Origin of the sequence: Microlunatus elymi, assembly GCF_007362775.1 — a bacterium.
Lineage (GTDB): Bacteria > Actinomycetota > Actinomycetes > Propionibacteriales > Propionibacteriaceae > Microlunatus > Microlunatus elymi.
Map to the genome: position 1 here is coordinate 647,627 of NZ_CP041692.1, position 22,593 is coordinate 670,219.

The window sequence follows — 22,593 nt, forward strand, 5'->3', positions numbered from 1 at the left end:
GCCCTCGGCGACGCTGCCGAGGGCCTGTGCATGTGTGGTCGACGGTGACCACACATAGCCGATCATCGACATTGATGATCAAGTTCTGCTGCTGTTAGCCAGAGAGTTTCTGCTTGAGAGCCTCAAGCTCTGTGGAAAGTCCTGCCGGCAGCTTTGGGCCGATCTTGCCAAACCATTCCTCGATCAGCGGAATCTCGGCCCGCCACTCCTCCGGGTCGACCCGGCAGGCTGCGGTCAGGTCGTCCTCGGTCACCGCAAGGCCGGCGACGTCGAGCGAATCGGCGGTGGGCGTGTAGCCGATCGGGGTCTTCTCGGCCGCCGCCGTGTGGTCGATCCGCTCGGCGATCCACTTCAGCACCCGGCTGTTCTCGCCGAAGCCCGGCCACAGGAAGCCGCCGTCCTCACCGCGCCGGAACCAGTTGACGTAGAAGATCTTGGGCAGCTTGTCCTGCTCGTGCCGCTCGCCCAGTCGGAGCCAGTGCGCCAGGTAGTCGCCGACGTGGTAGCCGATGAACGGCAGCATCGCCATCGGGTCGCGGCGCACCACACCGACCTTGCCGGTGGCCGCAGCGGTCGTCTCGCTGGACAGGGTGGCGCCGAAGAACACCCCGTGCGTCCAGTCCCGGGATTGGGTGACCAGTGGCATGGTGTCGCGCCGTCGGCCGCCGAACAGAATCGCGTCGATCGGTACGCCGGTCGGTGAGTCGTACTCCGGTGCCAGGATCGGCGTCTGCTTGATCGGCGTACAGAACCGGCTGTTGGGATGGGCGGCGGGCTCGATCTTGTCGCCATCTGGAACGGGCAGAGTGGGTCCTGATCCTGTCGAAGGACCCGTCTCGGGCGTCCAGCTGCGGCCCTTCCAGTCGGTCAGATGTGCCGGCGGCGTCTCGGTGGCACCCTCCCACCAGACGTCGCCGTGGTCGGTCAGTGCGACGTTGGTGAACAGCGAGTTGCCCCGGTTCATCGCCTGCATCGCGTTCGGGTTGGTGTGCCAGCCGGTGCCCGGCGCGACGCCGAAGAATCCGTACTCTGGATTGACCGCCCACAGCCGCCCGTCGTCACCGAATCGCATCCAGGCGATGTCGTCGCCCAGCGTCTCGGCCCTCCACCCCGGCACGGTCGGGTTGATCAAGGCCAGATTGGTTTTCCCGCATGCACTCGGGAACGCGGCGGCGATGTGATAGACCCGGCCCTGCGGCGAGGTCAGCTTCAAGATCAACATGTGTTCGGCCAGCCAACCCTCGTCGCGAGCGATCGCGCTGGCGATCCGCAACGCGAAGCATTTCTTGCCCAGCAAGGAATTCCCACCGTAACCGGAGCCGTACGACCAGATCATCCGATCCTCGGGGAAGTGGCTGATGTACTTCTCCGTGTTGCACGGCCAGGGCACATCATGATCACCGGGCTGCAGCGGTGCGCCCACCGAATGCAGGCAGGGTACGAAGTCATGATCATGATCACGCGTCATCGCGGCCAGGATGTCGGAGCCCATCCGGGTCATGATCTTCATGCTCATCACCACGTAGGCGGAGTCGGTGATCTCCACGCCGAACATCGGCTTCTCGGCCTCCGGGCTCCCCATGCAGAACGGGATCACGTACATCGTCCGGCCGTGCATCGCACCACGGAAGCGGTCGGTCAAGATCGACTTCATCTCGTCCGGATGCATCCAGTTGTTGGTGGGCCCGGCATCGTCGGGAGACTTCGAGCAGATGAAGGTCCGGCCCTCGACCCGGGCGACGTCGTCGGGATCGGTCCGGGCATAGAACGAGTTGGGTTTGGCGCGCTCGTCCAGCCGGACCAGGGTGCCGGCCGCGATCAACTGCTCGGCGAGCCGATCCCACTCCTCCCGTGAGCCGTCACACCAGTGCACCGCCGCCGGTTCCGCCAATTCTGCGATCTCCTGCACCCAGGCGAGCAGTTCGGCGTGCCGGGTGGGAGACTCCGCCACCGGCGTCGGCGCGTCCGGCGCCGGGGCATCCCGCCTGGGGGCTGTGGTGGTCAGAGCGGCGTTGCGAGCGGTTACGGCAGTCACGCGATCTCCCTCGAGAGTAGAACCAGTAGCTCTGGTGGTCTGACGATAGTCCACCCATGCCACTGGTCTTATCCCGATCGGCCGACATGAATCAGGTGATCGGAAGTCCGGTGCTCAGGTAATCGCTTGCCTCGGCTGGCAGCCGGCCGGCGATATGAGGCAGATCACGAAGGACTGGCCTTACCAGTGGTCCTACTGGTCTGCTCGCAGACGGTCGGTCGGTGGCTGTCGCCCAACATCCCCAAGTCGTGACAACACGAGTTCGGGCGGTCCGGTACGGCGTTCGGCAGCAGGAAGTCGTGACAACACGAGTTCGGGCGGTCCGGTACGGCGTTCGGCAGCAGGAAGTCGCGACAACACGAGTTCGGGCGGTCCGGTACGGCGTTCGGCAGCAAGAAGTCGCGCTGCCCAACCTGGCGCAGGGTCAGTGGAACTGCGGGATGATCAGATAGAGCCCGAAGGCGATCATCATCCCGATCAAGATCAACAGGGTCCAGCCACCGACCGATGCTGGGCCGGATCGGCGGCCTTCCTCGCCGGCCAGCCTGGCGTCGGACAGCAGCCGGATCGCAAAGGCCAGCAGCAGGGCGAACACCGCGGTGGTTGCGATCGAGACGACGGCCACGATCAGCAGTGAAAGCCAGTCGATCATCGTTCCTCACCTGCCGTCGGCTCGTAGCTCTCGGTCCGGGCCGGTTCGGACGACCGCTCGGTCGCTCGTTGCTCGGCAGGGCGCTGTTCGGCAGAGCTCTGCTCGGCGGTCGCGCTCGCATGGGGCCGCTCGGAGCCGGAACCGGAGCCAATGCCGGCTTCGGCTACTTCGTCCGATGCCTCGGACCGCTGAAGACCCTCGGCTTCTCGGAGTACTGCTTCGGCCCGCAGCCGCTCCTTTTCGCGTCGCTTGGCTTCCTTGCGCTGCGCCTTGGCGATCTTGTTCGGCTTGGCGGCGTTCAGCACCAGCACGTCGGGGCTCTCGGTGACGTTGGTGCGATCGACCTGGTTGCGCCGGGAGGCGAGCCAGATGATCAGGCACGAGATGCCCAGCAGTGCCAGCAGGACGATGGTGCCGACCATGCCCTGATCGGCCAGCAGCGCGGCCAGCCCACCGACGATGGCGGCGGCCGGCAGAGTCAGCAGCCAGGCGTACACCATCCGCCGGGCGACGCCCCAGCGCACGTCGGCACCCTTCCGGCCGACGCCCGAGCCCATGATGCTGCCGGTCGACACGTGGGTCGTCGACAGCCCGAAACCGAGGTGCGAGGACGCGAGGATGGTGGCCGTGGTGGCGGCGCCGGCGGCGGCGCCCTGCTCGGTGTCGATCTTGACGATGCCCTTGCCCATCGTGCGCATGATCCGCCAGCCGCCGGAATAGGTGCCCAGTCCGATGGCCAGCCCGGCGGTGCCGATCACCCACCACTGCGGGCCGGTACCGGAGGCCTGCAGGCCGGCGGCGATCAACACCAGGGTGATCACGCCCATCGTCTTCTGCCCGTCGGAGGTGCCGTGCGCCAGCGCGACCATCGCTGCGGTGAAGGCCTGTGCCCTCCGGTAGCCGCGTTTGGTGTCCTTCTTCGCCACGTCGCGGGTTACCCGGTCGGCGATCTTGATCCCGGCGGCCGCGGCCAGGCCGGCCACCACCGGTGCCACGACGGCGGGCAGCAACATTTTGGAGACGACGACCGAGTAGTTCACCGAGGCCAGGCCGGCGCCGACGATGACGGCGCCGATCAGGCCGCCGAACAGCGCGTGGGACGAGCTGGAGGGGAGCCCGAACAGCCAGGTGACCAGGTTCCAGACGATCGCGCCACAGAGTCCGGCCAGGACGATCTGAGGCGTCACCAGACTGTCGTCGAAGAATCCACCGGAGATGGTCTTGGCGACTTCGGTGGAGAGCATCGCGCCGACGACGTTGAGCACGGCGGCCAGCAGTACGGCGATCCGTGGCGTCAGAGCGCCGGTCGCGATCGGTCCGGCCATCGCGTTGGCGCTGTCGTGGAAGCCGTTGGTGAAGTCGAAGATGAGAGCGACGACGATGACGCAGATCACCACGAACAGGGCAACTGTCACGGTTTCCTCGCGACTTCTGGGCGATAGCTGTACGGCCGCGACACCGATGCAGCCGGTTGAACCGGCGCCGCTCGATGAACAATAAGTGACTGCGCCCCGGTACACCTATCTGAGCCGCCGCGCCACCTGTTTGACGGACACTGTCGGAACGCATTTGGGCGGATCGGGCCACGACCGCTAAGCTGACTCGGCGTTGCCGGACTTGAGTCGGCAACCTGCGCCCGTGGCTCAACGGATAGAGCATCTGACTACGGATCAGAAGGTTGGGGGTTCGAATCCCTCCGGGCGCGCCAGCGACAAACCCGCCCTGACTAGGGCAATCACCTCCCCGCCGATCCTCGCAGCGAGCCTGATTTCTCATCACGCACCGCCTTGGGAGCCAGACTGGGAGCCAACGGTCCCAAACAGGGCCGTACTCATCGCCTTCGACGCCTCACGTTTGTGCCCTTCGACCAGGTGTCCGTAGATGTCCTTCGTGATCGCGATGCTGGCGTGTCCGAGGACTTCTGAGACCACGTAGAGGTCGGTTCCCTGAGCCAACATGAGCGATGCGCCCGAGTGGCGAAGCTCGTGCGGATGCCAGTGCCCGAGTCCCGCCTTCGTCGTCAACCGGGCGAACACGTGGGAGAAGTTGTCCGGATCCAGCGGCGTCCCGATCTCGGTCGGGAAGACGAGACCGTGGTCCTGCCAAGCTGCGCCCGCAGCGATCCGCTCCGCCGCCTGTCGACCGCGGTGTTGCTTCAGCAGTTCGACCAGTTCAGGCGTCAGGAACAGCGTCCGGCGCGACCGCCGCGTCTTCAGCTCGCCAATCTCGAGCCGGGTCTTTCGCTTCGATTCTGTCCGATCTTTGACGCGTTTGACGCCGTGCGTCACCCGAAGCGTCATCGCATCGGCATCGAACGCCGACCAGTGAAGGCCCAAAGCCTCGCCCCGGCGCAGCCCGAACGCCAGCATGATCGAGATCAGCGCGCGATGTCGATGGGTCTTGATCGTGTCGAGCAGCTCCCGGGCCTGATCCACCGACATGGATCGTCCCTCGCCGGCATCCAGCCGCGGAGCGCCCGACAGTGCCGCCACGTTGCGGAGGATGACACCTTCCCGCTCCGCCTGGGTCAGCGCACGGCGCAGCACCGAACGCATGATGCGGATGCTGTTCGCGCTGTATCCCTGCTGCCGCTTCGACTGCCACAGTGCATCGACTTGGCTCACAATCAGCTTCCGAACGGGAATCCGACCCAGCCCCGGAACCAGGTGCAACCGCACCGTGTCCGCATAGCTGTCGGCAGTCTTTGCCGACACTCGGCCATCCAGCGAGAGCACCCAGCGATCAAGGAATGCTCCGGTCGTCAGCCGATCACTTGGTGCAGATACTCCTGCGTCCAACTCGCGGCGCAGCTCGCGGAGTTTGCGAACCACCTCGGCCCTCGAACGACCGCTGACCTTCTTCCGAAGCCTGCGGCCATTCACGCCGTAGCCAAGATCAACAGCGCCCCGCCATCGATCACCGTCGCGGTACACGGAGTCCTCGCCAGAGCTCCGACGCGTCATGACGACTCCTGATGCCCCGAGACGAAGTCGTGCAACGCCTCCGTCGATATCCGGCGAGAGCCACCGATCTTCAAGGACCGGAGCTCTCCAAGCCGAATCAGCTCGTACACCTTGCTCCGGCCGACGCGAAGCAACGCCGCCGCCTCCTCGGGCGTCACCAACAAAGCCAACCCATCGGGACCGGCACCACCTGCATCGCCGGTCGGCGCCGCAAACAGATCCATACTCGGAACACCCATGATCAAGAGTCCTTTCCGGTTGGGGGAGTGGCCTCCCCGACTTGTGATGGTCTGGTCCCCGGGCCGCGCGTCAAGGGCACTTCGTGTCCTTCGGATTCGCTGCGCTCACCCTTGACCCACGGCCCGGGGACCGCAAACTGGCTGGCTATCGGGGAGGCCACCCTGTGGTCACCCTCTTGGTCTCTGTTTCCTGGCGTTGGCTGGTCCGACGTTTCATGATCAATTGCCGAAACACCGTCCACAGGTTCGCGTTGTTTGGCTGCCTCGTACTGCTCCCGCCATCGGGCGCGCTCGTTCACCGACTGCAGAATCGTCCACACGTAGCCGGCATGATCAACTTTGGAATCGGACCACACGAATCGGGGTCGGCCGTCGGGCAAGGTGATCGACGCGGCGAGGCGTTCGATCTCCGGCGCGAGGATGCCCGCGTTCAGCAGTGCCTCGCGGACAACGGTGGCGCGGTCGGCACGGTGCTCTTGCAACGTCTTGCCCGACCATTGCCGCGATACCAGCACCCGCCGGCCGCCGATGCCCAGGTTCTCGCGATCGTGCGCCTTCGATGCGCAGGCACCTGGGCTGAGCCCGGGGCCGGCGTTCTTGGGTTGGATCCCGAAGCGGAGCCAGTTGGCGCATCGCTCACTGCAGGGCAGGTAGGTCAGTTCCTGATGGAGCCGGTTGACGTGCGCCTCGTATTCAAGATCAACATCGTCCCCGTCGACGTAGGCCGAGGCGATCGACTTCGCCAGGTACTTGGTCAGGTAACGGATCGCGCGATCGGCGTCCTCGCTCGGCGCGACGATCCCGGCCATGTCCAACTGCGGGCCCAGTCGCAGCACGTGCGCCGGCCGTGCCTGCTCGTCGAGGTTGGCGATGGCCTGATCCCAGCTGGGCAGTACCTCACCGGAGTCGGGATCGACGTAGTCGTGTCCGTCCCAGACCGGCGCCCTGTTCACGTAGATCGGGTGGTCAAATTGCGGCCACCACACCTGCGCGTAGGTCCCCGGGCAACTTGCCGGATCGTCTCTCGCGGGATAGCGCCACGAATTGCCGCGTGCAGATGCGGAGCGAGTCGTTTCTGCGGTTCCACGGCGGCGAAGTACTGCACCTTGAACCCGGCACAGCGGCGCAGGTTCTGCCAGAACCGGTCCACCAGCTTCGGGAAGTGCAGCGCATCCAACGCGGCGCGGCGGTAGTCGTACGTGCTCGGATCGACCGGGGCACCGTTGGGTTTCACCTTCCCGTACGAGGGAAGCGTGATCGTGACGAACATGCTCGGCCGGTACCGGCGCCCGTCGGGGGTCTCGAACACCCTTCCCACGGTCCGGTCCTCGACGGGGACTCGAGGGAGATCAGCGGCATCCTGTCGACGCCGTGTTGACCGGACCCGACGAGCGCCGGAGTCGTCAAGATCATCATCGGCGCTTTCAAGATCATCATCGTCATCCATACTCTCGCGGGTCGGTTGCCCGGCGTCTGGTTCGATGTCGCGGTGCCATCCCTCTGCGCATTGCTGGATCCGGAGCCGGCGGGCCTTGTCCGCACACGATGGGCAGACCGATTCGCGAGTGGACCCGCAGGGCAGCGCGACTCGAGTTTCCTGGCCGGTCTGCTGATCGAGCACTCGCCGCAGCAACGGCCGAATGCAGACCTTCTGCTCCACCGCCAGCTCCCGTGCCATCTCCGGGGTGATCCGGGGCATCGTCGCGACGCTCATGCCGCCACCTCACTCGCGTCCACACTTGCGGCATGTTGGCGGCCGGCCTCGACAATCCGGTCGTCGGTGACGTAGAAAAACCGCACTCGGCGGGGCTCGGCAATCCCGTCGACCACGACGTAGCCCACTCCCGGCAGACGTTCAGGGATCCGGTCGGCGAATGCCCCACGAGCTCGGGCGCCTTGGCCCAGCACCAACCCGACCTGTTCTGCCTCGCTGACGCGCAGCGCGATCCGGGTCGGGAACAGGTCCCGCATCGGCAGTACTTCCTTGCGGGGATCCTGCACGGCACCCAGGACCACGACGCCGACCGCTCGGCCCTGTGACAGCAGCAGCCCGAGTGCGGTCTCGATCCTCTTCTTCAGCGTGCGATCGGCTACCCAGCCGGACAGAGCAGCCAGCTCGTCGATCACGATGATCAACAACGGCTCATCCACACTCGGCTCGTGCAGCCGAGTCACGCCCCGCAGCAGATCCTGGCGTTGCCGCATCACGGTGACCGCATCGTCAAGCAGGACGGCGAACGCCTCTTCGTACGAGGCCGAGGTTGCGTCACCGTGGCAGAAACGATCAAACAAACCTACGCCCAGCGACAGCTCCATACCGCCCTTCGGGTCGATCGCCCAGACCCGTACCAGCCCGGCCGTGATCGCCGGCCGCAGCCCGACCAGCAGCGACCACACCACCGACCCCTTACCCGAGCCCGTCGCCCCCACCACCAACACGTGCGAACCGACGATCACCAGGCGGTGCACCTGCCCGTCCTCGGATCGTGCCACCGGGATTCCCCGAGTCAGATCGTCGACCGTGGTCGGAAATGGCTCGACGATCTGCTCGAGTGGTTCCTTGATCAACATCCACAGCTCCAAGCGGTGTGGACGTCGAGGAACACTGTGCACACGGCAATCCAGCGCGCCGAACGTCTGCGCCAACCGATCAGCGACGCCCGCGAAATCGTCCAGCACCTGGCCGGGCAACATCTCCACGGTGACCCGATCGACCGATCGAGAACTCCGCACCCGGACCAGACGGGGCACCTGCCGAGCCTGTTCGGTCACCCTGACCAGACCGGACGCGTCCATCGCACTGCTCCACTGACGCCGGTAGATCCGCCCTCCCCGCCGCACCGATCGCAGCGGCAGGCCCAGCACCCGGCCGAACCCGGACGGCCACAGCCACCGCCAACCCAGCAACACCACCACGACGGTCGGACCGAGTTGCCACCAACGCCAGCCGTAGACCGTCAGCAGCACGGCCCAGCCGGCCAGGGCGACAACGGCCAGCACCCCGAACGGCGCTCGGGCCAACCGGCGGGCACCTCGGGAGACGACCCGGCAGACAGCCAGAGTCACCACGAGCCAGGCCGGCTCGCGACGGATTGGCCCGATCCGCACCACGAGGCGCCGCATGATCAGGACCGCCCACTCACACCGGACGACTCATCGGCGCAAGGATCCGCGCCCGTCGATCGCGAGCCGCACCCATCGTCGCCGGCCTCGTACACGTTGCAGGCCACGTCGATGTCCCCGGCAGACTGCAGGAGTGCTGCCATGAGCTGACGGGCGCGCCGTATTTCGCGCTCGAACAACAGCAGCGCATCGGGATCGCGGCTCATCAGAGTCACTTCCGGCGCGATGTCGATCGACACGAACGGAATCGAGCCGGGGACCTCCCGCGCCGTCACGGTCCCCGGCGCACCCAGATGCACCATCACCGACGCCCGGCCCGAGTCGATCCTGCCGGGGATCATCAGGCAGCCCTGCTCGACTCGGACCGGGACTGATCTGTCTTGCTTGCCTGTGTCGGCTTCGGCGCAGCCAGGCCCGAGCAGCGCAGGCTGTAGGCGATCCGGGGCCGTTCGCCGTCTTTGATGTACGGCGTCATCAGCAGCCCTTCCAGATACACCGGTCGCACCGGCGTACCGGCAACCAACTGCGGCGGCACCGGCTGGACCTCGGCGACGACCTTGACCTTGAAAGTGCGCTCGCGTGCCTCGGGGTCGAAATCGATCACGTCGACTACCCAGACCGGCAGCCCGGACGCCTTGTCCCTCGCCTGAACCCGGTTGTCCTTGCTCGAACGCTCGAAGTCGGCCTGCGGCGCAACCTCGCTGACGACGCCCACGCCGTGCGGGAAGAGCTCGCCGCATTCGACCTTGAACGGACCTTGAACAGCCATGTCGAACCTCCTGTGAGGACTGATCCTGCCTAATAGGACTAATGCGACACTAGAGGCAGTATGAGTCACTGTCAAGGACCTACGCGTCCCTTTTGGACAGATTTTTCCTCTAGGGGACGGATGCGTCCTAGGGTTGACGGTGTGGAGATGTCCGAAGTGATGAGAGAGCGTCGAGCGGCCCTGTCGCTGTCGCAGACTGACCTGGCTGCAGCGGTCGGCCTCGACAAGCGACAGATCCGCCGCTATGAGGCCGGCGAAGCGCAGCCGACGCTTCCGGTCGCCAAGGCCATCGCCCTCGCACTGGACATCAGCATCGACGAGTTGGCCGGCCTCGGTGAACAACGCCTAAAGATCGCCGGCGATTGGTGGGCCACCTGGCAGACCTCGAAGGATGGCGAGGAGGTGTTCACCTGCCAGCCGATCCAGATTCGCCAGCGCGGCACTGACCTCGAGATCCGCGCGGTCGAGCGCGGGATCACCGTCGAAGAGGGCGGCTTCCTGTGGCGTGGCCAGCTTCGCCTTTGGGACAACGAGATCCTGATGGGTTGGTACACCGCCGACGATGAGGCGATCCGCTCCAAGGGCACCCTGTATCTGGTCATCCACCAGCACGGCCAGCAGATGCTCGGCCGCTGGGTTGGCCTCAGCTACGACGGAATGATCCAGACCGGTCGTGCGGCTATCGCCCGAACCGACGAAGCTGCGCGCGAACTCATCAAGAACGAGCCGATTTCATGACGGATCAACCGGACATCTGCGAGGTCGTGATCACCGCACCGGACGAGGCGTGGCTGCTGGCGTTCACCCGCCAACTCGTCGAGCGTCGACTGGCCGCCTGCGGTCACCACGCCTCGATCCGCAGCATCTACACCTGGCAACACAGCATCGAAGCTCATCAAGAGACCCGAGTCGCTCTCCATACCCGTGCCGAGCACGTCCCGGCGATCATCGAAACCACCAACAACCAGCACCCGTACGAAGTCCCGTGCGTCATCGCAACACCGATCATCCATGCTAACCCGGAGTACGCCCAATGGATCATCGACTCGACCAACGACCCGACGTGATTGGCCCGCGGACGCATCGCAGCCGCCTGTGCCAGTTCGTCATCGACGTCGATGATCTTGATCGCGGAGTCACGTTCTGGGCAGCAGCCCTCGGCGCCACCGAGGAACCGGTCGGGGTAGCGAGCCGACACGTTTACCGGCAGCTTCGGCTTCCCGACTCCGAGATTCGCATTCTGCTCCAGCACACGAACGATCCCAAGATCAACAAGGAGCGCATGCACATCGATATCGAAACCGATGACGTCGAGGCCGAGGTCGTCCGGCTAGAGCAGCTGGGTGCGGTTCGGATCGACCACCAGCAAGAACGCGGCTACGACTTCTGGGTCCTCCAAGTCCCGTGGGGCAACGAGCTTTGCATCCTGCAGTCGGTCTTTCCGCACCTCCTGGCCGCGCGCGTACCGTGGGCCGCTTCGGCAGAGCCGGTGCGGGCCTGATAGGCCGCGCCACGGTCAGGGCTACTGCCAATCGGCCTTTATGCAGTCTGGGATCCGGGATCGAAGCCATCGATTGCTGTTGTCGAACCCCCGCATGATCAGTCGAGGCAGAGCAAACCGGTCAGCCGTGTCTGTACCGCGATGTCACGATTCGATAACATCACCGAACTATTGGCCCCGGCTGTGTGTGGGCTTTGTAGCTTTCTCGCCAGGCGGCCTCCGCTTGTAGAGGCTCTCGGGTCTCAGTGGAGTGCGTCGTCATGGCCCTGGTTTATCGCGCCCTAAATCAGCTCAGTTCTGCGCCGCGTGGTTTGCGTGCCGGGATTTGCGGCCTTGCTGGGTTGATCACGTTCAGCGTGTTGGCGACGGATCTGTCGGTCCCGCTCGCACACGCTGATCCCGCTCCGACGCCGTCGACGGGGTCGACGCCTTCCAAACCAGGTTGGGTTGAGCCGACGGGCGATGGGCTGGTTCGCCCGGATGTGGTGTCTGCCCGGGTGACCGCTCGGGCGTCGGGCAGGCGGGTTGAGGTGTTGGCGCAGCGGTCGGAGACGTCGCGGACGTGGGCGAATCCGGATGGCACATTCTCTTCGGAGATGGCTGGCGGGCCGGTCCGGTTCCAGGATGAGTCGGCGACGAAGACGGATGGGTGGCGCGATATCGATGTCACGTTACGTAAGAACGCTGACGGGACGGTGTCACCGGCCGCGGCACCGAACAAGGTGGTGTTGGCCGGTTCGGGCGATGCTGCGGCGAAGTTGATTACGACCGTCGATGACGGAAACAAGGTGGTCCTGGGCGCCGGGATTGACGGCACCTTGCCGGAGCCGATTCTGGATGGGCCGACGGCGACGTATCGGGATGTGTTGCCGGGTGTTGATGTAAAGGTCGAGGTCCGGCCGACCGGGTTTGAGACGTTCTGGGTGGCTAAGGACCGTGCTGGTTTGGATCGCTTGTTGGCCAAGCAGCCGGGCGGCGATCAGGGCCTGTCGACGGATCTGACCACCGGCAAGGATGTGTCGGCTGTCCCGCGGACCGACGGCAGCGTCGCGTTGATTGATGGCCAGGACAAGGCGGTGGCGAAGATCGCGCCGGCCACGGTTTGGGATGCGGCCAGCACGGACCAGTCGTCGGCCGCGCCGACCCAAGTGGAGCCGGCGGAGTTGACCCTGACCGATGGGGACGGGAACACGGTTCCGGTCAAGCAGGACGCCTCGGGTGATCTGGGCCTGTCGATGGTTCCGGATCAGGATTGGTTGAACGATCCGGCCAGGGTGTTCCCGATCACCATCGATCCGACGTATGTGGCCGCGTCGGCGAAGCCGATCTATGACGGGTTTGTCGAGGAGACCTGGACCGGTGACCACTCCTCGGACGACAAGTTGAAGTTCGGCGACAACGGCGGCAATCCTGGGTTGAAGGCACGCACCTATCTGGCGTTCTCCACCACCGCGCTCCAGGGCAAGACGATCACGTCCGGATCGTTGGACCTGTATGGGACCTACACCCGCACCTGCGCGGCGCGGGGCTGGTCGGCGTTTGATGCTGGCGTGCCGACGACGGCGACGCGGTGGACGAATCAGCCGACGATCGGGGCGAAGTACGCCACCTCGACCCAGGCGAAAGGTTATCAGTCGGGCTGCCCGAACGGCACGGTCAAGATCGACATGACGAAGCAACTGCAGGCCTGGGCGGACAGCAGCACGAGCCCTCGGGGCATGTTGTTGCGGGCCGATGATGAGACCGACACGGCGTATTGGAAGGAGTTCGCCTCGTCGGAGACGACGCATCCGCCCGTGTTGCGATGGACCTACAGCCGCAACCCCGGGTCGACCGCGACACCGACCGTGTCGCCGGTCACCTCCTACAAGCCGTCGGGTTCGTCGACGAGCTACTACTACACGTCGGATCCGACGCCGAACGTGACCGCGGTGATGGCCGCCGATCCGGACGGTGATGTGATGCGGGGCCGATTCTTCGCCTTCGACAACCCGACCTCGGTGTTGGAGGCGGACAAGATCCGCAGCTGCGCGGGCAATGTCTGGCACGCCGCTGGAGAGAAGTCGATGTGTTGGTTCGGCACCGATCTGCCGGACAACACCACAGCATGGATCAGGGCCCGCTCGCAAGACAGCACCGGGTTGAATGGTCCGATGTCGGCGGCCCGGGAGATCCGGATCGCCTCGAAGGTGCCGACCAAGCCGGTGATCACCTGCCCGGGCTTGTCGAACAACACCTGGACCACCAGCGGCCCGTCGTCGGCTACCACGTGCACGATCACCGCAACCGGTAGCGGCTTCTCCGCACCGTCGACAATCAAATGGTCGGTCGACGGGAAGACCGCAACGTCGACACCGATCACCCAATCGACCTCGACCGCGACCGCGAAGACCACGGTGTCGCTGCCGGCAGCCAGCGGCGGGCACAAGATCACCGCTTATGCGATCAACCCGGCCGGCCTGACCTCGGCACAGTCCGTATTCCAGACCGGATGGGGCACCGCCTCGCTATCGGCGCCGAAGAACAGCCCTCAGGTGACCACGACCGACACGGTCACGGTGACCGCCGCCGGGCCGCCGAAGGGCGGTTCCGCGCTGCCGGGTGCGAAGGTGCAATGGCGGGTGTCGGGGGCGACCGGCACCGCGGGCTGGAAGGACGCCCCGGCCGGCACGAGCTTCACCGTGACCGATGATGCTGGCGGCACCAACGCCACGGCGAACTTCGACACGAGTCTCCTGGTCGGCGAGTCGGACGACTCGTCGGTGAAGGTGGGGGAGCGGACCGCGACCCTGCTCGACCTGCGGGTCTGTCTGACCTACGACTCCGGCATGCAGTGCACCGGTTCGGCCCGGATCCAACGGGTTCCGCACGCTTACGGTGATGGGTTCCCGACCGCTGATGCGGGTCCGAGCACGGTCGCCTTGTGGACCGGTGAACTCTCGGTCTCGGACAGTGATGCCGAGCTCGCCACCCCCGATGGCGGCCTGTCGGTGTCGCGGACGCACAGTTCGTTTGCCGGTCCGGCAGCCGGAGCGCAGAACCGGGTCTTCGGGCCGGGCTGGACCGCCTCGTTTGATGGTGATGACACCGGCGCCGGTGGCGCAGAGATCTGGGACAACAGCTACATCGACGGCTCGATCTCGGTGGTCGATGCCGACGGCGGTTTGTTGACCTACCTTCGCCCCGGCACGACCCCGGGTGCCCGGCGCACGACCGCGACGATGCCGACCGGCACCTGGGTCCCGGCCGACGACGACACCGCCGAAGCCGGCATGGCGCTGAGCATCACCGGCAGCGGCGCATCCACGATTTTGGAGTTGAAGAGCGCCGAAGGGGTGATCACCAAGTTCCAGGTCACCGCCGCCCCGGTCGCCAACGATGCCGCACTGTTCCGCACCCTCGAGGTCCGCGAGCCGGCCACCAGCAGCAAAACCACCTACACCTACGACTCCTCCGGCCGGGTCACCGCGATCGTTGCCGGACTTCCCGACGGAGTGACCAGCTGCGCCCCTGGCACGCCATCGGCCGGTTGTCGGGTGTTGAAGATCAGCTACGCCACCACAACAACCGCGACCGCCAGCACACCCGGCGACTACGCCGGTCAGGTGTCGAAGATCACCGCCCAGGTCAACACCGACAGCGATCGCACCCTGGCGACCTACAAGTACAACACGGCCGGCCAGCTCGTCTCGGCCACCGATGCCCGCACCAACCTGACCACCAGCTACGGCTGGATCGGCACCGGCACCGGGCTCCGGCTGGCCAGCTACACCCCACCCGGGCAGGCCGCCTACACATTCGTCTACGCCAACAATCGACTGTTCAAGGTGACCCGTCCGAACCCGGCCACCGCCGGCGGCGGCACCGCCCAACTCGGCGCCTACCTCTACAACGTGCCCCTCAACGGGACGGTGGCCGGGCTGCCGAACATGACCACCGAAGTCGACAAATGGAACCAGGACCGCACCCCGACCTGGGGAACGGCCGTGTTCGGCCAAGACAAACCGATCACCACCGCGCCAGCCGCGGGAAGTGACGACTGGAAGTACGCCGACCTGCAATTCACCGACGACCAGGGCTACACCCTCAACACCGCCAGCTACGGCGCAGGCGACTGGCAACTCACCGCCCAGGACTACGACGACCACGGCAACGTCATCCACTCCTGGGACGAACGCGCCATCGCCGGCATCCGCAACGGCAGCCTCCTGACCGGAGGATCAGCCACCGACGTCGCCACCATCACCGTCTACAACAACGACATCACCAACACCGCCGGCGACGTCGTCACACCCGCCGGGACCCTGGTCACCGACACCTACGGCCCGGTGCACGATGTGGTTGCCGCCGACGGCAGCATTCAGCCGTTGCGGCTGCACACCGCCACCACCTACGACCAGGGTGCACCCAACTCCGGCATCGACACCAACACCGGACAGCCCTACCGGCTGCCCACCAAGGTCGTCCAAACCGCCGAGACCGTCGACGGGGACCAGGACGGGAAACCCCTGTCGATCACCCTGACCGGCTACCAGCCGCTGCAGTCGGGCGACAAGTCCGGTTGGGACCTAGGCCAGGCCACCTCCAGCACAGTCGACATGGACTTGTCCGGCACCGTCACCTCCGGTGACATCACCAGCAAGACCCGCTACGACGAGCGGGGTCGGGTGATCGAGAACCGGCAACCCAAGTCCGATGGCACCGACGCCGGCACCCGGGTCACCGCCTACTACACCGCAGCCGCAACAGGCACCACCGGCTGCACCAGCAAGCCCGAATGGGCCGGCCAGGTCTGCCAGGTCGGGCCCGCCGCCCAACCAGCCGGCCAAACCATGCCCATCGCCAAGACCACCGGCTACACCTGGGACCTCCAGACCTCCAAAGAAGTCGACACCTCGGGCAGTGTCACCTCCACCACCACAACCAGCTACGACGCACAAGATCGGCCCACCACCGTGGCGACCACGGTCTCGGGACTGGCCAGTTCCGAGCCCGTGCCGGCCGTGACGACCAGTTACGATCCCGCGACCGGGCTGGACACCGGCACCACCTCCGCGGCCGGCACCACCGGGAAGACCTACGACAATTGGGGACGACAGGTCACCTACACCAACACCCCAGCCGTACAGGCGGCCGACAAAGCCACCACCACCTACAACACCGCCGGCAACATCACCGCCGTCGTCGACAACAACGGACAAACCACCTACAGCTACGACGGCACCGACGCCGCCGGAAACCAAGAACGCCGAGGACTGGTCACCGCGGTCAAGGTCAAGATCACCGGTGGCACCGAATACACCTCCACCGGCGCCTACGACACCGGCGGCGACCTCACCCTCGAAAAACTGCCTGGCAATCTGATCCGCCGCACCGACACCGACATCGCCGGCGACCAAGTCGGGCTATCTGTCAACGGACAAGCCGTCAACCCCGACACCGGAAATCTCGAGCCCGACCAGCCGTGGCTCGGGTGGACCACCACCGTCAACGCGCAAGACAAGGTCATCGGTGAATACTCGCCCGACAGCAGCACCCTCGAGAACGCCGACCAGGCCAACCGCACCTACACCTACGATCCAGCCGGCCGCCTCACGAGCGTCCAAGACGCCACCGGAACACCCGACGCCGACGGCAACGTGCCCTGCCAAACTCGCACCTACGCATTCGACGCCAACGGCAACCGCGCCAGCCAAAAGGCCATCCCGGCGGCCACGGACGGCACCTGCGCAACAACCGGCGGGACTGCCACAACTCGCGCCTACGACAACGCTGACCGGCCCACAACCGGAGCGGATGGAATCGGCAGCTATGCCTACGACCCACTCGGCCGACAGACCGCCATCCCCGCCGGCGACGCGCCGCAGCCCAGCGATGGCAACATCAGCCTCGGCTACTACGACACCGACGCCGTTCACACCATCACCCAAGGCACCTTGGGCTCAGGTGGAACGCGGCTCACCTACACCCTCGACGGAGCGCGACGGCGACTGACCGAAGAAGCGGAGAGTAACTCCGGCACTTCAACGCTAACCCGTCACTACGTCGACGACTCTGACAACCCAACTTGGTCCGTTGAAGGCAGCAGCAGTGGCACAACAACGACCACGCGATATACGGAGCTTCTCGACGGCCAACTTGGCCTCACGATCAGCGTCGCTGGCGCCACAACCAATGCCGAGATTGCCCTAGCGACACCGCGTGGCGACGTCGTGTCGGCAATCAGCCTCGAAACCGGCATGACGGGCCCTGCGGAGACTCCGGCAGAAGGAATCACCACGTGGAGCTCCTATGGCGAGTATGGCGCGGCGCAGCAGCCTTCAATGACAGCGCCGGACGGGGTAGCCCGAATCGGATACGGCTGGCTTGGATCACAGCAGCGCGCGACGACTGATGCTGGGTTGACGCTGATGGGTGCCCGAATCTATAACCCGGCAACTGGGTCGTTTACCAGCGCGGACCCCGTCTACGGTGGCGGGAGTACTAGCTATGGATATCCCACAGACCCGATAAATACGCAAGATCTGGACGGGAACACGTGGTGGAAGCGCGCACTGGGCTTCGCGGCCAGAACCGCGCGCGGCCCGGCCGAAGACGTAACCAATATGGCCGTCCGCGTATACAAGCACGTAGCACCAAAGCGGGTCCGGCGTTTTGGCCATAGGCATGTATATGGGTATAACTCGTACCTTTTTGGTGGGACCAGAGGGCATCGCAAGGGTAAGCTCAATCACAACTCCTACGTCAGAATAGGCTGGGATTGGCACGGCCCCAACGAACACAACGGTCGCAGGGTCTTCCGTATAGCTACGGGGACCATCAGGAAGAAGGTCAAGTACCGCCTGCCCCGGAGCCATTTCGACATCTATGACCCGTGGCGCTTCCGGTGAAGGGGCTCTAATGGTCTTACAACCATTTGAGGGCGTGGTCGTCGACGCAATCCAACGACTAGCGAAACTCTACGTGTGCCAGGTCACGGTCAACCCTGATGAGCATGTCGTCGGGGTCCGCGGGGGCGATCGGAATTGCACCATGAGTTTCTGTTACGGTGAAGAGGAGTCGCTGGGGATGGCGATTGGACTGGCCGGCTGGGATGACGGGTATACGGGGGTTGTGTCGCTCAGCGAACGCGCAGAAATCGCAACCTCCGTCGCAGTAGAGGTGCTGGCAGGTGCAATAACGGAAGAGGTGTGGCGACGGGGGTCGGAAATTGTGAAATCTGTAATTCGATTCCCGCGGATCAATGACAAATTCGTGTATCAGAAGTCGCTACTGATTCTCGGCGGTCCGCGGGAAATGATCCAGTACGAGCCCTACCCGCTAAAGTAGAATCAGTCGAACTTGTCCGCACTGCCGAAAACTGCCGGGGCCCCAACTCGGATAGAAAGATCAACTTCACAACACTCCAAAACTCGGCATGTCCCGGCCCAGCAGGCATCCGAAACTGTCGATATCGGACACACGGCTTGGGGCCTGCGCCGGGAAAGATAACTCAAATGTGGAGCCTGGCTCCGCAATAGTCGCTTGCGCGCTAGGCATGTTGAGCGGTTGCTGCCGCTCGAGCGCTCAGCAATGCGCCCCTCGACCGTCTGCCAACCTTGCTGAATTTGGCTCTACTGGATCAAGGCGGCGCTTCGCGCCGCCGGCCCGCGTCCTCGCTCGCTGCGCTCGCTGCGGCGCCGGGCCGTGAGTCCCATCTTTCCAGCGTGTAGCAAGGCGGAGATATCTGGCTCTTCGCAGTTGAGGGTGTAGAGAAGGTCGGCGCGTCGGTGCCGGGATAGGTGCCGAGGTCTTCCGAGGATGGAAGTTCTCACACTGCCCATCGGGAAGACCTCGACGTGTCCGACGCTACCTTCGACTGCCCTGATCTGACTACCTTCTGCCGGCTTGACGAACTCGGCCTCGTTGTCGTTGGTCAACGACTTGAGCCGGATCGTGCGGTACTGGCCTGCCGAGTCAGCGATCCCGATCAGTGGTGTCATCACTGCGGCTGCGAGGGCGTCCCGCGTGACACGGTGGTTCGGCGGCTGGCCCACGAACCGTTGGGTTGGCGACCCACCACGCTGGAAGTCAGGGTCCGTCGGTATCACTGCACCGGTTGTGGACAGGTATGGCGACAGGACACCAGTCTCGCGGCCGAACCGCGGGCCAAGTTGTCTCGGCGTGGTCTGCGGTGGGCCTTGGAAGGCATCGTCTGTCAGCACCTGACCGTGGCCCGCATCGCCGAAGGGCTCGGGGTGTCGTGGAACACCGCCAACGCCGCGATCCTGGCCGAGGGCCGACGGGTGTTGATCAACGATCCGGCCCGGTTCGATGGTGTGCGGGTGATCGGGGTCGACGAACACTCCTGGCGCCATACCCGTCGCGGGGACAAGTTCGTCACCGTGATCATCGATCTCACCCCGGTGCGGGATCGGACCGGTCCCGCGCGCTTGTTGGACATGATCGAGGGCAGGTCCAAGCAGGTGTTCAAGGGCTGGCTCGCCGATCGGCCACAGTTGTCGGCGTACTACCTCACATGTTGCATGGGGTACGACCTGACGTGTCGGTCTCGGCATGGTGATCATGGCATGGTTTCTCCTCCGGTGGTGAGGTTGAAGCGGTCTTTGAGTCGGTAGGAGGGTCCGTTGATGTTGATGACGTCGCAGTGGTGTAGGAGTCGGTCGAGGATGGCGGTGGCTAGGACGTCGTCGCCCAGGACGCTGCCCCATTCGGTGAAGGCCTTGTTCGAGGTGATGATCATGGAGCCGCGTTCGTAGCGGCGGGAGACGAGTTGGAAGACCATGTTGGCTTCGGCCCGGTCCAGGGGGAGGTAGCCGACTTCGTCGACGATCAGGACCGCGGGTCGGAGGTAGGTGGCGAGTTGGCGGTTGAACCGGCCGGTGGTGTCGGCGGCGCGGAGTTTGCGGACCAGGTCGTCCAGGGTGGTGAAGTAGATGGAGAACCCGGCTTGGCAGGCGGCGACCGCGAGGGCGACGGCGATCATGGTTTTCCCGACGCCGGGTGGGCCGAGGAGGACCACATTGGATTTGGTGCGGGCGAACTCCAGGGTGGCCAGGTCGCGGACCTTGCGGACGTCGAGGTCGGGTTGGAAGGCGAAGTCGAAGTCGTCGAGGGTTTTGTGGTGGGGCAGGCCGGACAGGCGTAGGGCGTTGCGGAACCTGCGGCCCTCGCGCAGGCCGACTTCTTCTCCCAGGAGCAGGTCGATGAAGTCGAGGTAGCCCAGTTGGGCTTGCTCGGCGCGGTCGACCAGTGGGCCGATCGATTCGGTCAGGTGGGTCAGTCCGAGTTTGGTGGCGTGGTCACGGATCCGGTCGCTGGTCAGGCTGTTCACCGGGCCACCACCCCGGTGCGGGCCTGGGCAGCGGTGACCGGGATGATCCGGTCGTGGTCGGGGTCGGTGTGCCAGTTGTCGCGTGGGCTGGGGGTTGTGGCCTTGATCCGCTGGTGCAGGTGGAGTTGGTGGAAGCCGAGCATGTCGATCAGCCAGCCCGGGTCGGCCGGTGGGGTCTGGCCGGTGAGGTATCGGCGAAGTTCGGCATGGACGGCCGGGCCGGCGGTGCGGAGGAATTCCTCACACAGGCCGAGCAGCTCGGCCAACGTGGCGGCGGTGTACTGGCTCAGCTCCACCCCGGCAGCTGCTGGTGTCGGGCTCGGGTCCAGGCTGTGTCCGGGCAGACCCTGGATCGACGACACGGAGTTGGGTGGGCCGCAAACCTTACCGCTGCTGCTGTTCGTGCTGTTGATCATGTCGTTGTTGATCATGCTCTCGTCGTTGTTGATCTTGTTCCTGTTGTTGATCATGGTCAGCTCCTGGCGGTGTGGGATCCGGCGGCGGGGTTCGTCTGGGCGGCGGGGTTGGTCTGGGCGGCGGTCTGGTAGTCCGACAGCGGCCGGACAGCGACCGGCTGGCCGGCGGCGTGATGGCTGGCCAGCAGCGCGGTCAACGGACTTGGCTCGGCCGGACCGGTTCTGGAGCGTGGTGCCGGTGGAGGGTCGAGACAGATGGCCCGGGTGTGACCGTCGGGCAGCCCGGCCCAATGGGTCTCATCGACGATCCACGAGCCCCGTCGGCGGGCCCGTTGGTGGGTCGCCAGCCAGCCGCCACCATCAACGGCGAGCGCGCTGATGGTCACGGTGTCGGCGTTCACGGCCACCTCGACCTGCCCACCGGGCCGGACCCGGCTGGCGGGCACGGAGTAGAAGCTGGCCTCAAAGGAGACCAGGGCGTCCTTACCGACTCGACGCAGATACCGATCGCAAACCAGATATGGCCGGTCCGGCAACGGCAACAGGGCGGCCCGATCGCCGATCGCGCGAACGGCGATGACCTGACCGTGGGTGCGGTGGACCTGCCCACGTCGGATCGGTAGCCAGGCATCGAAGGCGCCGTCCAACTCCTGGATCGAGTCGAACCAGCGGCCGGCGACCACGTGTTCACGCACGATGTTGACCTGGCGTTCGACCCGGCCCTTACCGGTGGGTCGGTAGGCGGCCAGAACGTCGATGACGAACCCGTAATGATCGGCGAACGCGGCCGCTTCCGGGTGCACCGGCACCGCCAGCCCGGGCGCGACATGGCGTTTGACCACGGTCTTGGTCCGGTCATAGACGATCGCACCCGGCACCCCGCCGAAATGGGCGAACGCGCGCCGATGGCAGTCGAAGAACGTGGCCAAATCCATGCTGGTGGTGAAACAGCAGAACGGGTCCCGGGAATGGGACAAGGTCATGTGGAACGAATACACATGGCCGATCCCGACATGGGCCAGCAGATCACCCTCATCGCCCCAATCGACCTGGGCCTGCGCACCCGGCACGACCTCGAACCGGCGATGGAACCCGATCAACGGGTTCTCATCGGTCTGGGCCAGCTCGGCGGCGATCCGGGGCCGGGCCTCGGCCAGGAACATCTTCACCCGCTGATACGACCCGGTGAACCCGTGCTCGGCCACCAGCCGCTCATGGATCACCGTGCCCTTCAACCCGACATCGGCACGCAGCCAGGCCTCGACCACCCCGATGAACGGGGCGATCACCCTCGGCTGCGTCCCGGCCCGGGGCGGTGGTGTCGGTGGGACCGAGGCAGCGTCCTCGATCAGATACCTCTTCACCGTGCGCCAATCCACCCCGCACTCACGGGCGATCTCGGCAAAGCTCGCGCCGGCAACATGCAAGGCGCGGAAACGACGGACATTCATCCAGGACTCCGTATCCAGGATCATGGAGCAAGTCACCCTTCGGACTCGTCTACTTGGCAGTTGACGAACCGAAGGGTGACCCAACTCAAGGCGAGCAGGGACTCAACTCG

Annotated in this window: 17 protein-coding genes, 1 tRNA gene and 2 pseudogenes; 7 read left to right on the top strand and 13 right to left on the bottom strand. The window is 65.3% G+C overall.

The window, feature by feature from the left end:
* Nucleotides 1-94: 94 nt before the first annotated feature.
* The 3 genes and pseudogenes from FOE78_RS02795 to FOE78_RS02805 form a co-directional block, all read right to left on the bottom strand.
* Nucleotides 95-2,035 carry a phosphoenolpyruvate carboxykinase (GTP) gene (locus FOE78_RS02795; protein ID WP_456082365.1) on the bottom strand — a complete coding sequence of 647 codons (1,941 nt, stop codon included), beginning with the start codon at nt 2,033-2,035 and terminating at the stop codon, nt 95-97.
* Between the two features lie 424 nt (nt 2,036-2,459).
* Entirely contained in the window at nt 2,460-2,687 is a 228-nt protein-coding gene (locus FOE78_RS02800; RefSeq protein ID WP_143984971.1) for a hypothetical protein, read from the bottom strand.
* A gap of 308 nt (nt 2,688-2,995) precedes the next feature.
* Nucleotides 2,996-4,102, bottom strand: a pseudogene (locus FOE78_RS02805) (anion permease); the annotation flags it as partial.
* A gap of 217 nt (nt 4,103-4,319) precedes the next feature.
* Between FOE78_RS02805 and FOE78_RS02810 the strand changes: the two are divergent.
* Nucleotides 4,320-4,395, top strand: a tRNA-Arg gene (locus FOE78_RS02810).
* Nucleotides 4,396-4,462: 67 nt separating this feature from the next.
* Here FOE78_RS02810 and FOE78_RS02815 read toward each other — a convergent pair.
* The 7 genes from FOE78_RS02815 to FOE78_RS02840 all read right to left on the bottom strand — a co-directional run bounded on the left by FOE78_RS02815 (nt 4,463) and on the right by FOE78_RS02840 (nt 9,781).
* Entirely contained in the window at nt 4,463-5,518 is a 1,056-nt protein-coding gene (locus FOE78_RS02815) for a tyrosine-type recombinase/integrase (protein WP_168207350.1), read from the bottom strand.
* A gap of 128 nt (nt 5,519-5,646) precedes the next feature.
* A complete protein-coding gene (locus FOE78_RS24510; protein ID WP_143984974.1) occupies nt 5,647-5,889 on the bottom strand; it encodes a helix-turn-helix domain-containing protein in 243 nt (80 codons plus the stop codon).
* A 2-nt stretch (nt 5,890-5,891) separates the two neighbouring features.
* Nucleotides 5,892-6,842: a replication initiator gene (locus tag FOE78_RS23715; protein ID WP_210414771.1), complete on the bottom strand. Its 951-nt coding sequence runs from the start codon at nt 6,840-6,842 to the stop codon at nt 5,892-5,894.
* Nucleotides 6,839-7,603: a replication initiator gene (locus FOE78_RS23720; RefSeq protein ID WP_210414772.1), complete on the bottom strand. Its 765-nt coding sequence runs from the start codon at nt 7,601-7,603 to the stop codon at nt 6,839-6,841. Before FOE78_RS23720 ends, FOE78_RS23715 begins: the two co-directional genes overlap by 4 nt.
* Nucleotides 7,600-9,012, bottom strand: coding sequence for an FtsK/SpoIIIE domain-containing protein (locus tag FOE78_RS02830; RefSeq protein ID WP_143984975.1), 1,413 nt, complete (start codon nt 9,010-9,012; stop codon nt 7,600-7,602). The genes FOE78_RS23720 and FOE78_RS02830 overlap by 4 nt, the downstream gene beginning before the upstream one ends.
* 2 nt (nt 9,013-9,014) lie before the next feature.
* The gene (locus FOE78_RS02835; protein ID WP_143984976.1) at nt 9,015-9,353 is read right to left on the bottom strand and encodes a hypothetical protein; all 339 of its coding nucleotides are present in this window, start codon (nt 9,351-9,353) and stop codon (nt 9,015-9,017) included.
* Nucleotides 9,353-9,781 carry a hypothetical protein gene (locus tag FOE78_RS02840; RefSeq protein WP_143984977.1) on the bottom strand — a complete coding sequence of 143 codons (429 nt, stop codon included), beginning with the start codon at nt 9,779-9,781 and terminating at the stop codon, nt 9,353-9,355. The genes FOE78_RS02835 and FOE78_RS02840 overlap by 1 nt, the downstream gene beginning before the upstream one ends.
* Before the next feature lie 147 nt (nt 9,782-9,928).
* Here FOE78_RS02840 and FOE78_RS02845 point away from each other — a divergent pair, with 147 nt between their 5' ends.
* The 6 genes and pseudogenes from FOE78_RS02845 to FOE78_RS02870 all read left to right on the top strand — a co-directional run.
* Nucleotides 9,929-10,519 (top strand): helix-turn-helix transcriptional regulator, encoded by a 591-nt coding sequence (locus FOE78_RS02845; protein WP_143984978.1) that lies wholly within the window; start codon nt 9,929-9,931, stop codon nt 10,517-10,519.
* Nucleotides 10,516-10,848: a divalent-cation tolerance protein CutA gene (gene cutA, locus FOE78_RS02850; protein ID WP_143984979.1), complete on the top strand. Its 333-nt coding sequence runs from the start codon at nt 10,516-10,518 to the stop codon at nt 10,846-10,848. Before FOE78_RS02845 ends, cutA begins: the two co-directional genes overlap by 4 nt.
* A complete protein-coding gene (locus FOE78_RS02855; protein ID WP_143984980.1) occupies nt 10,815-11,282 on the top strand; it encodes a VOC family protein in 468 nt (155 codons plus the stop codon). Before cutA ends, FOE78_RS02855 begins: the two co-directional genes overlap by 34 nt.
* Nucleotides 11,283-11,812: 530 nt before the next feature.
* Nucleotides 11,813-18,172 (top strand): DNRLRE domain-containing protein, encoded by a 6,360-nt coding sequence (locus tag FOE78_RS02860; RefSeq protein ID WP_143984981.1) that lies wholly within the window; start codon nt 11,813-11,815, stop codon nt 18,170-18,172.
* A gap of 34 nt (nt 18,173-18,206) precedes the next feature.
* Complete coding sequence (locus FOE78_RS02865; RefSeq protein ID WP_143984982.1) at nt 18,207-18,611, top strand: hypothetical protein; 405 nt, start codon at nt 18,207-18,209, stop codon at nt 18,609-18,611.
* A gap of 509 nt (nt 18,612-19,120) precedes the next feature.
* A pseudogene (locus FOE78_RS02870) lies at nt 19,121-19,780 on the top strand (ISL3 family transposase); the annotation flags it as partial.
* A 65-nt stretch (nt 19,781-19,845) separates the two neighbouring features.
* Here the strand turns inward: FOE78_RS02870 and istB are convergent.
* From istB to istA, 3 genes are read right to left on the bottom strand one after another with little or no spacing between them, the layout of a single operon-like run.
* The gene (istB, locus tag FOE78_RS02875) at nt 19,846-20,616 is read right to left on the bottom strand and encodes an IS21-like element helper ATPase IstB (RefSeq protein WP_143984779.1); all 771 of its coding nucleotides are present in this window, start codon (nt 20,614-20,616) and stop codon (nt 19,846-19,848) included.
* On the bottom strand, nt 20,613-21,086 hold the full coding sequence (locus FOE78_RS02880) for a hypothetical protein (protein WP_143984780.1): 474 nt from the start codon (nt 21,084-21,086) through the stop codon (nt 20,613-20,615). The genes istB and FOE78_RS02880 overlap by 4 nt, the downstream gene beginning before the upstream one ends.
* A 2-nt stretch (nt 21,087-21,088) precedes the next feature.
* Entirely contained in the window at nt 21,089-22,507 is a 1,419-nt protein-coding gene (gene istA, locus FOE78_RS02885; protein ID WP_210414671.1) for an IS21 family transposase, read from the bottom strand.
* Between the last annotated feature and the right edge of the window lie 86 nt (nt 22,508-22,593).

What these genes read in the sequence shown, in the direction of transcription:
- FOE78_RS02800 (WP_143984971.1), bottom strand. Translation starts at nt 2,687, where the DNA reads ATGATCGACTGGCTTTCACTGCTGATCGTGGCCGTCGTCTCGATCGCA.
- FOE78_RS24510 (WP_143984974.1), bottom strand. Translation starts at nt 5,889, where the DNA reads ATGGGTGTTCCGAGTATGGATCTGTTTGCGGCGCCGACCGGCGATGCA.
- FOE78_RS23720 (WP_210414772.1), bottom strand. Translation starts at nt 7,603, where the DNA reads ATGAGCGTCGCGACGATGCCCCGGATCACCCCGGAGATGGCACGGGAG.
- FOE78_RS02830 (WP_143984975.1), bottom strand. Translation starts at nt 9,012, where the DNA reads ATGCGGCGCCTCGTGGTGCGGATCGGGCCAATCCGTCGCGAGCCGGCC.
- FOE78_RS02835 (WP_143984976.1), bottom strand. Translation starts at nt 9,353, where the DNA reads ATGATCCCCGGCAGGATCGACTCGGGCCGGGCGTCGGTGATGGTGCAT.
- FOE78_RS02840 (WP_143984977.1), bottom strand. Translation starts at nt 9,781, where the DNA reads ATGGCTGTTCAAGGTCCGTTCAAGGTCGAATGCGGCGAGCTCTTCCCG.
- FOE78_RS02845 (WP_143984978.1), top strand. Translation starts at nt 9,929, where the DNA reads ATGTCCGAAGTGATGAGAGAGCGTCGAGCGGCCCTGTCGCTGTCGCAG.
- cutA (WP_143984979.1), top strand. Translation starts at nt 10,516, where the DNA reads ATGACGGATCAACCGGACATCTGCGAGGTCGTGATCACCGCACCGGAC.
- FOE78_RS02855 (WP_143984980.1), top strand. Translation starts at nt 10,815, where the DNA reads ATGGATCATCGACTCGACCAACGACCCGACGTGATTGGCCCGCGGACG.
- FOE78_RS02880 (WP_143984780.1), bottom strand. Translation starts at nt 21,086, where the DNA reads ATGATCAACAACAGGAACAAGATCAACAACGACGAGAGCATGATCAAC.
- istA (WP_210414671.1), bottom strand. Translation starts at nt 22,507, where the DNA reads ATGATCCTGGATACGGAGTCCTGGATGAATGTCCGTCGTTTCCGCGCC.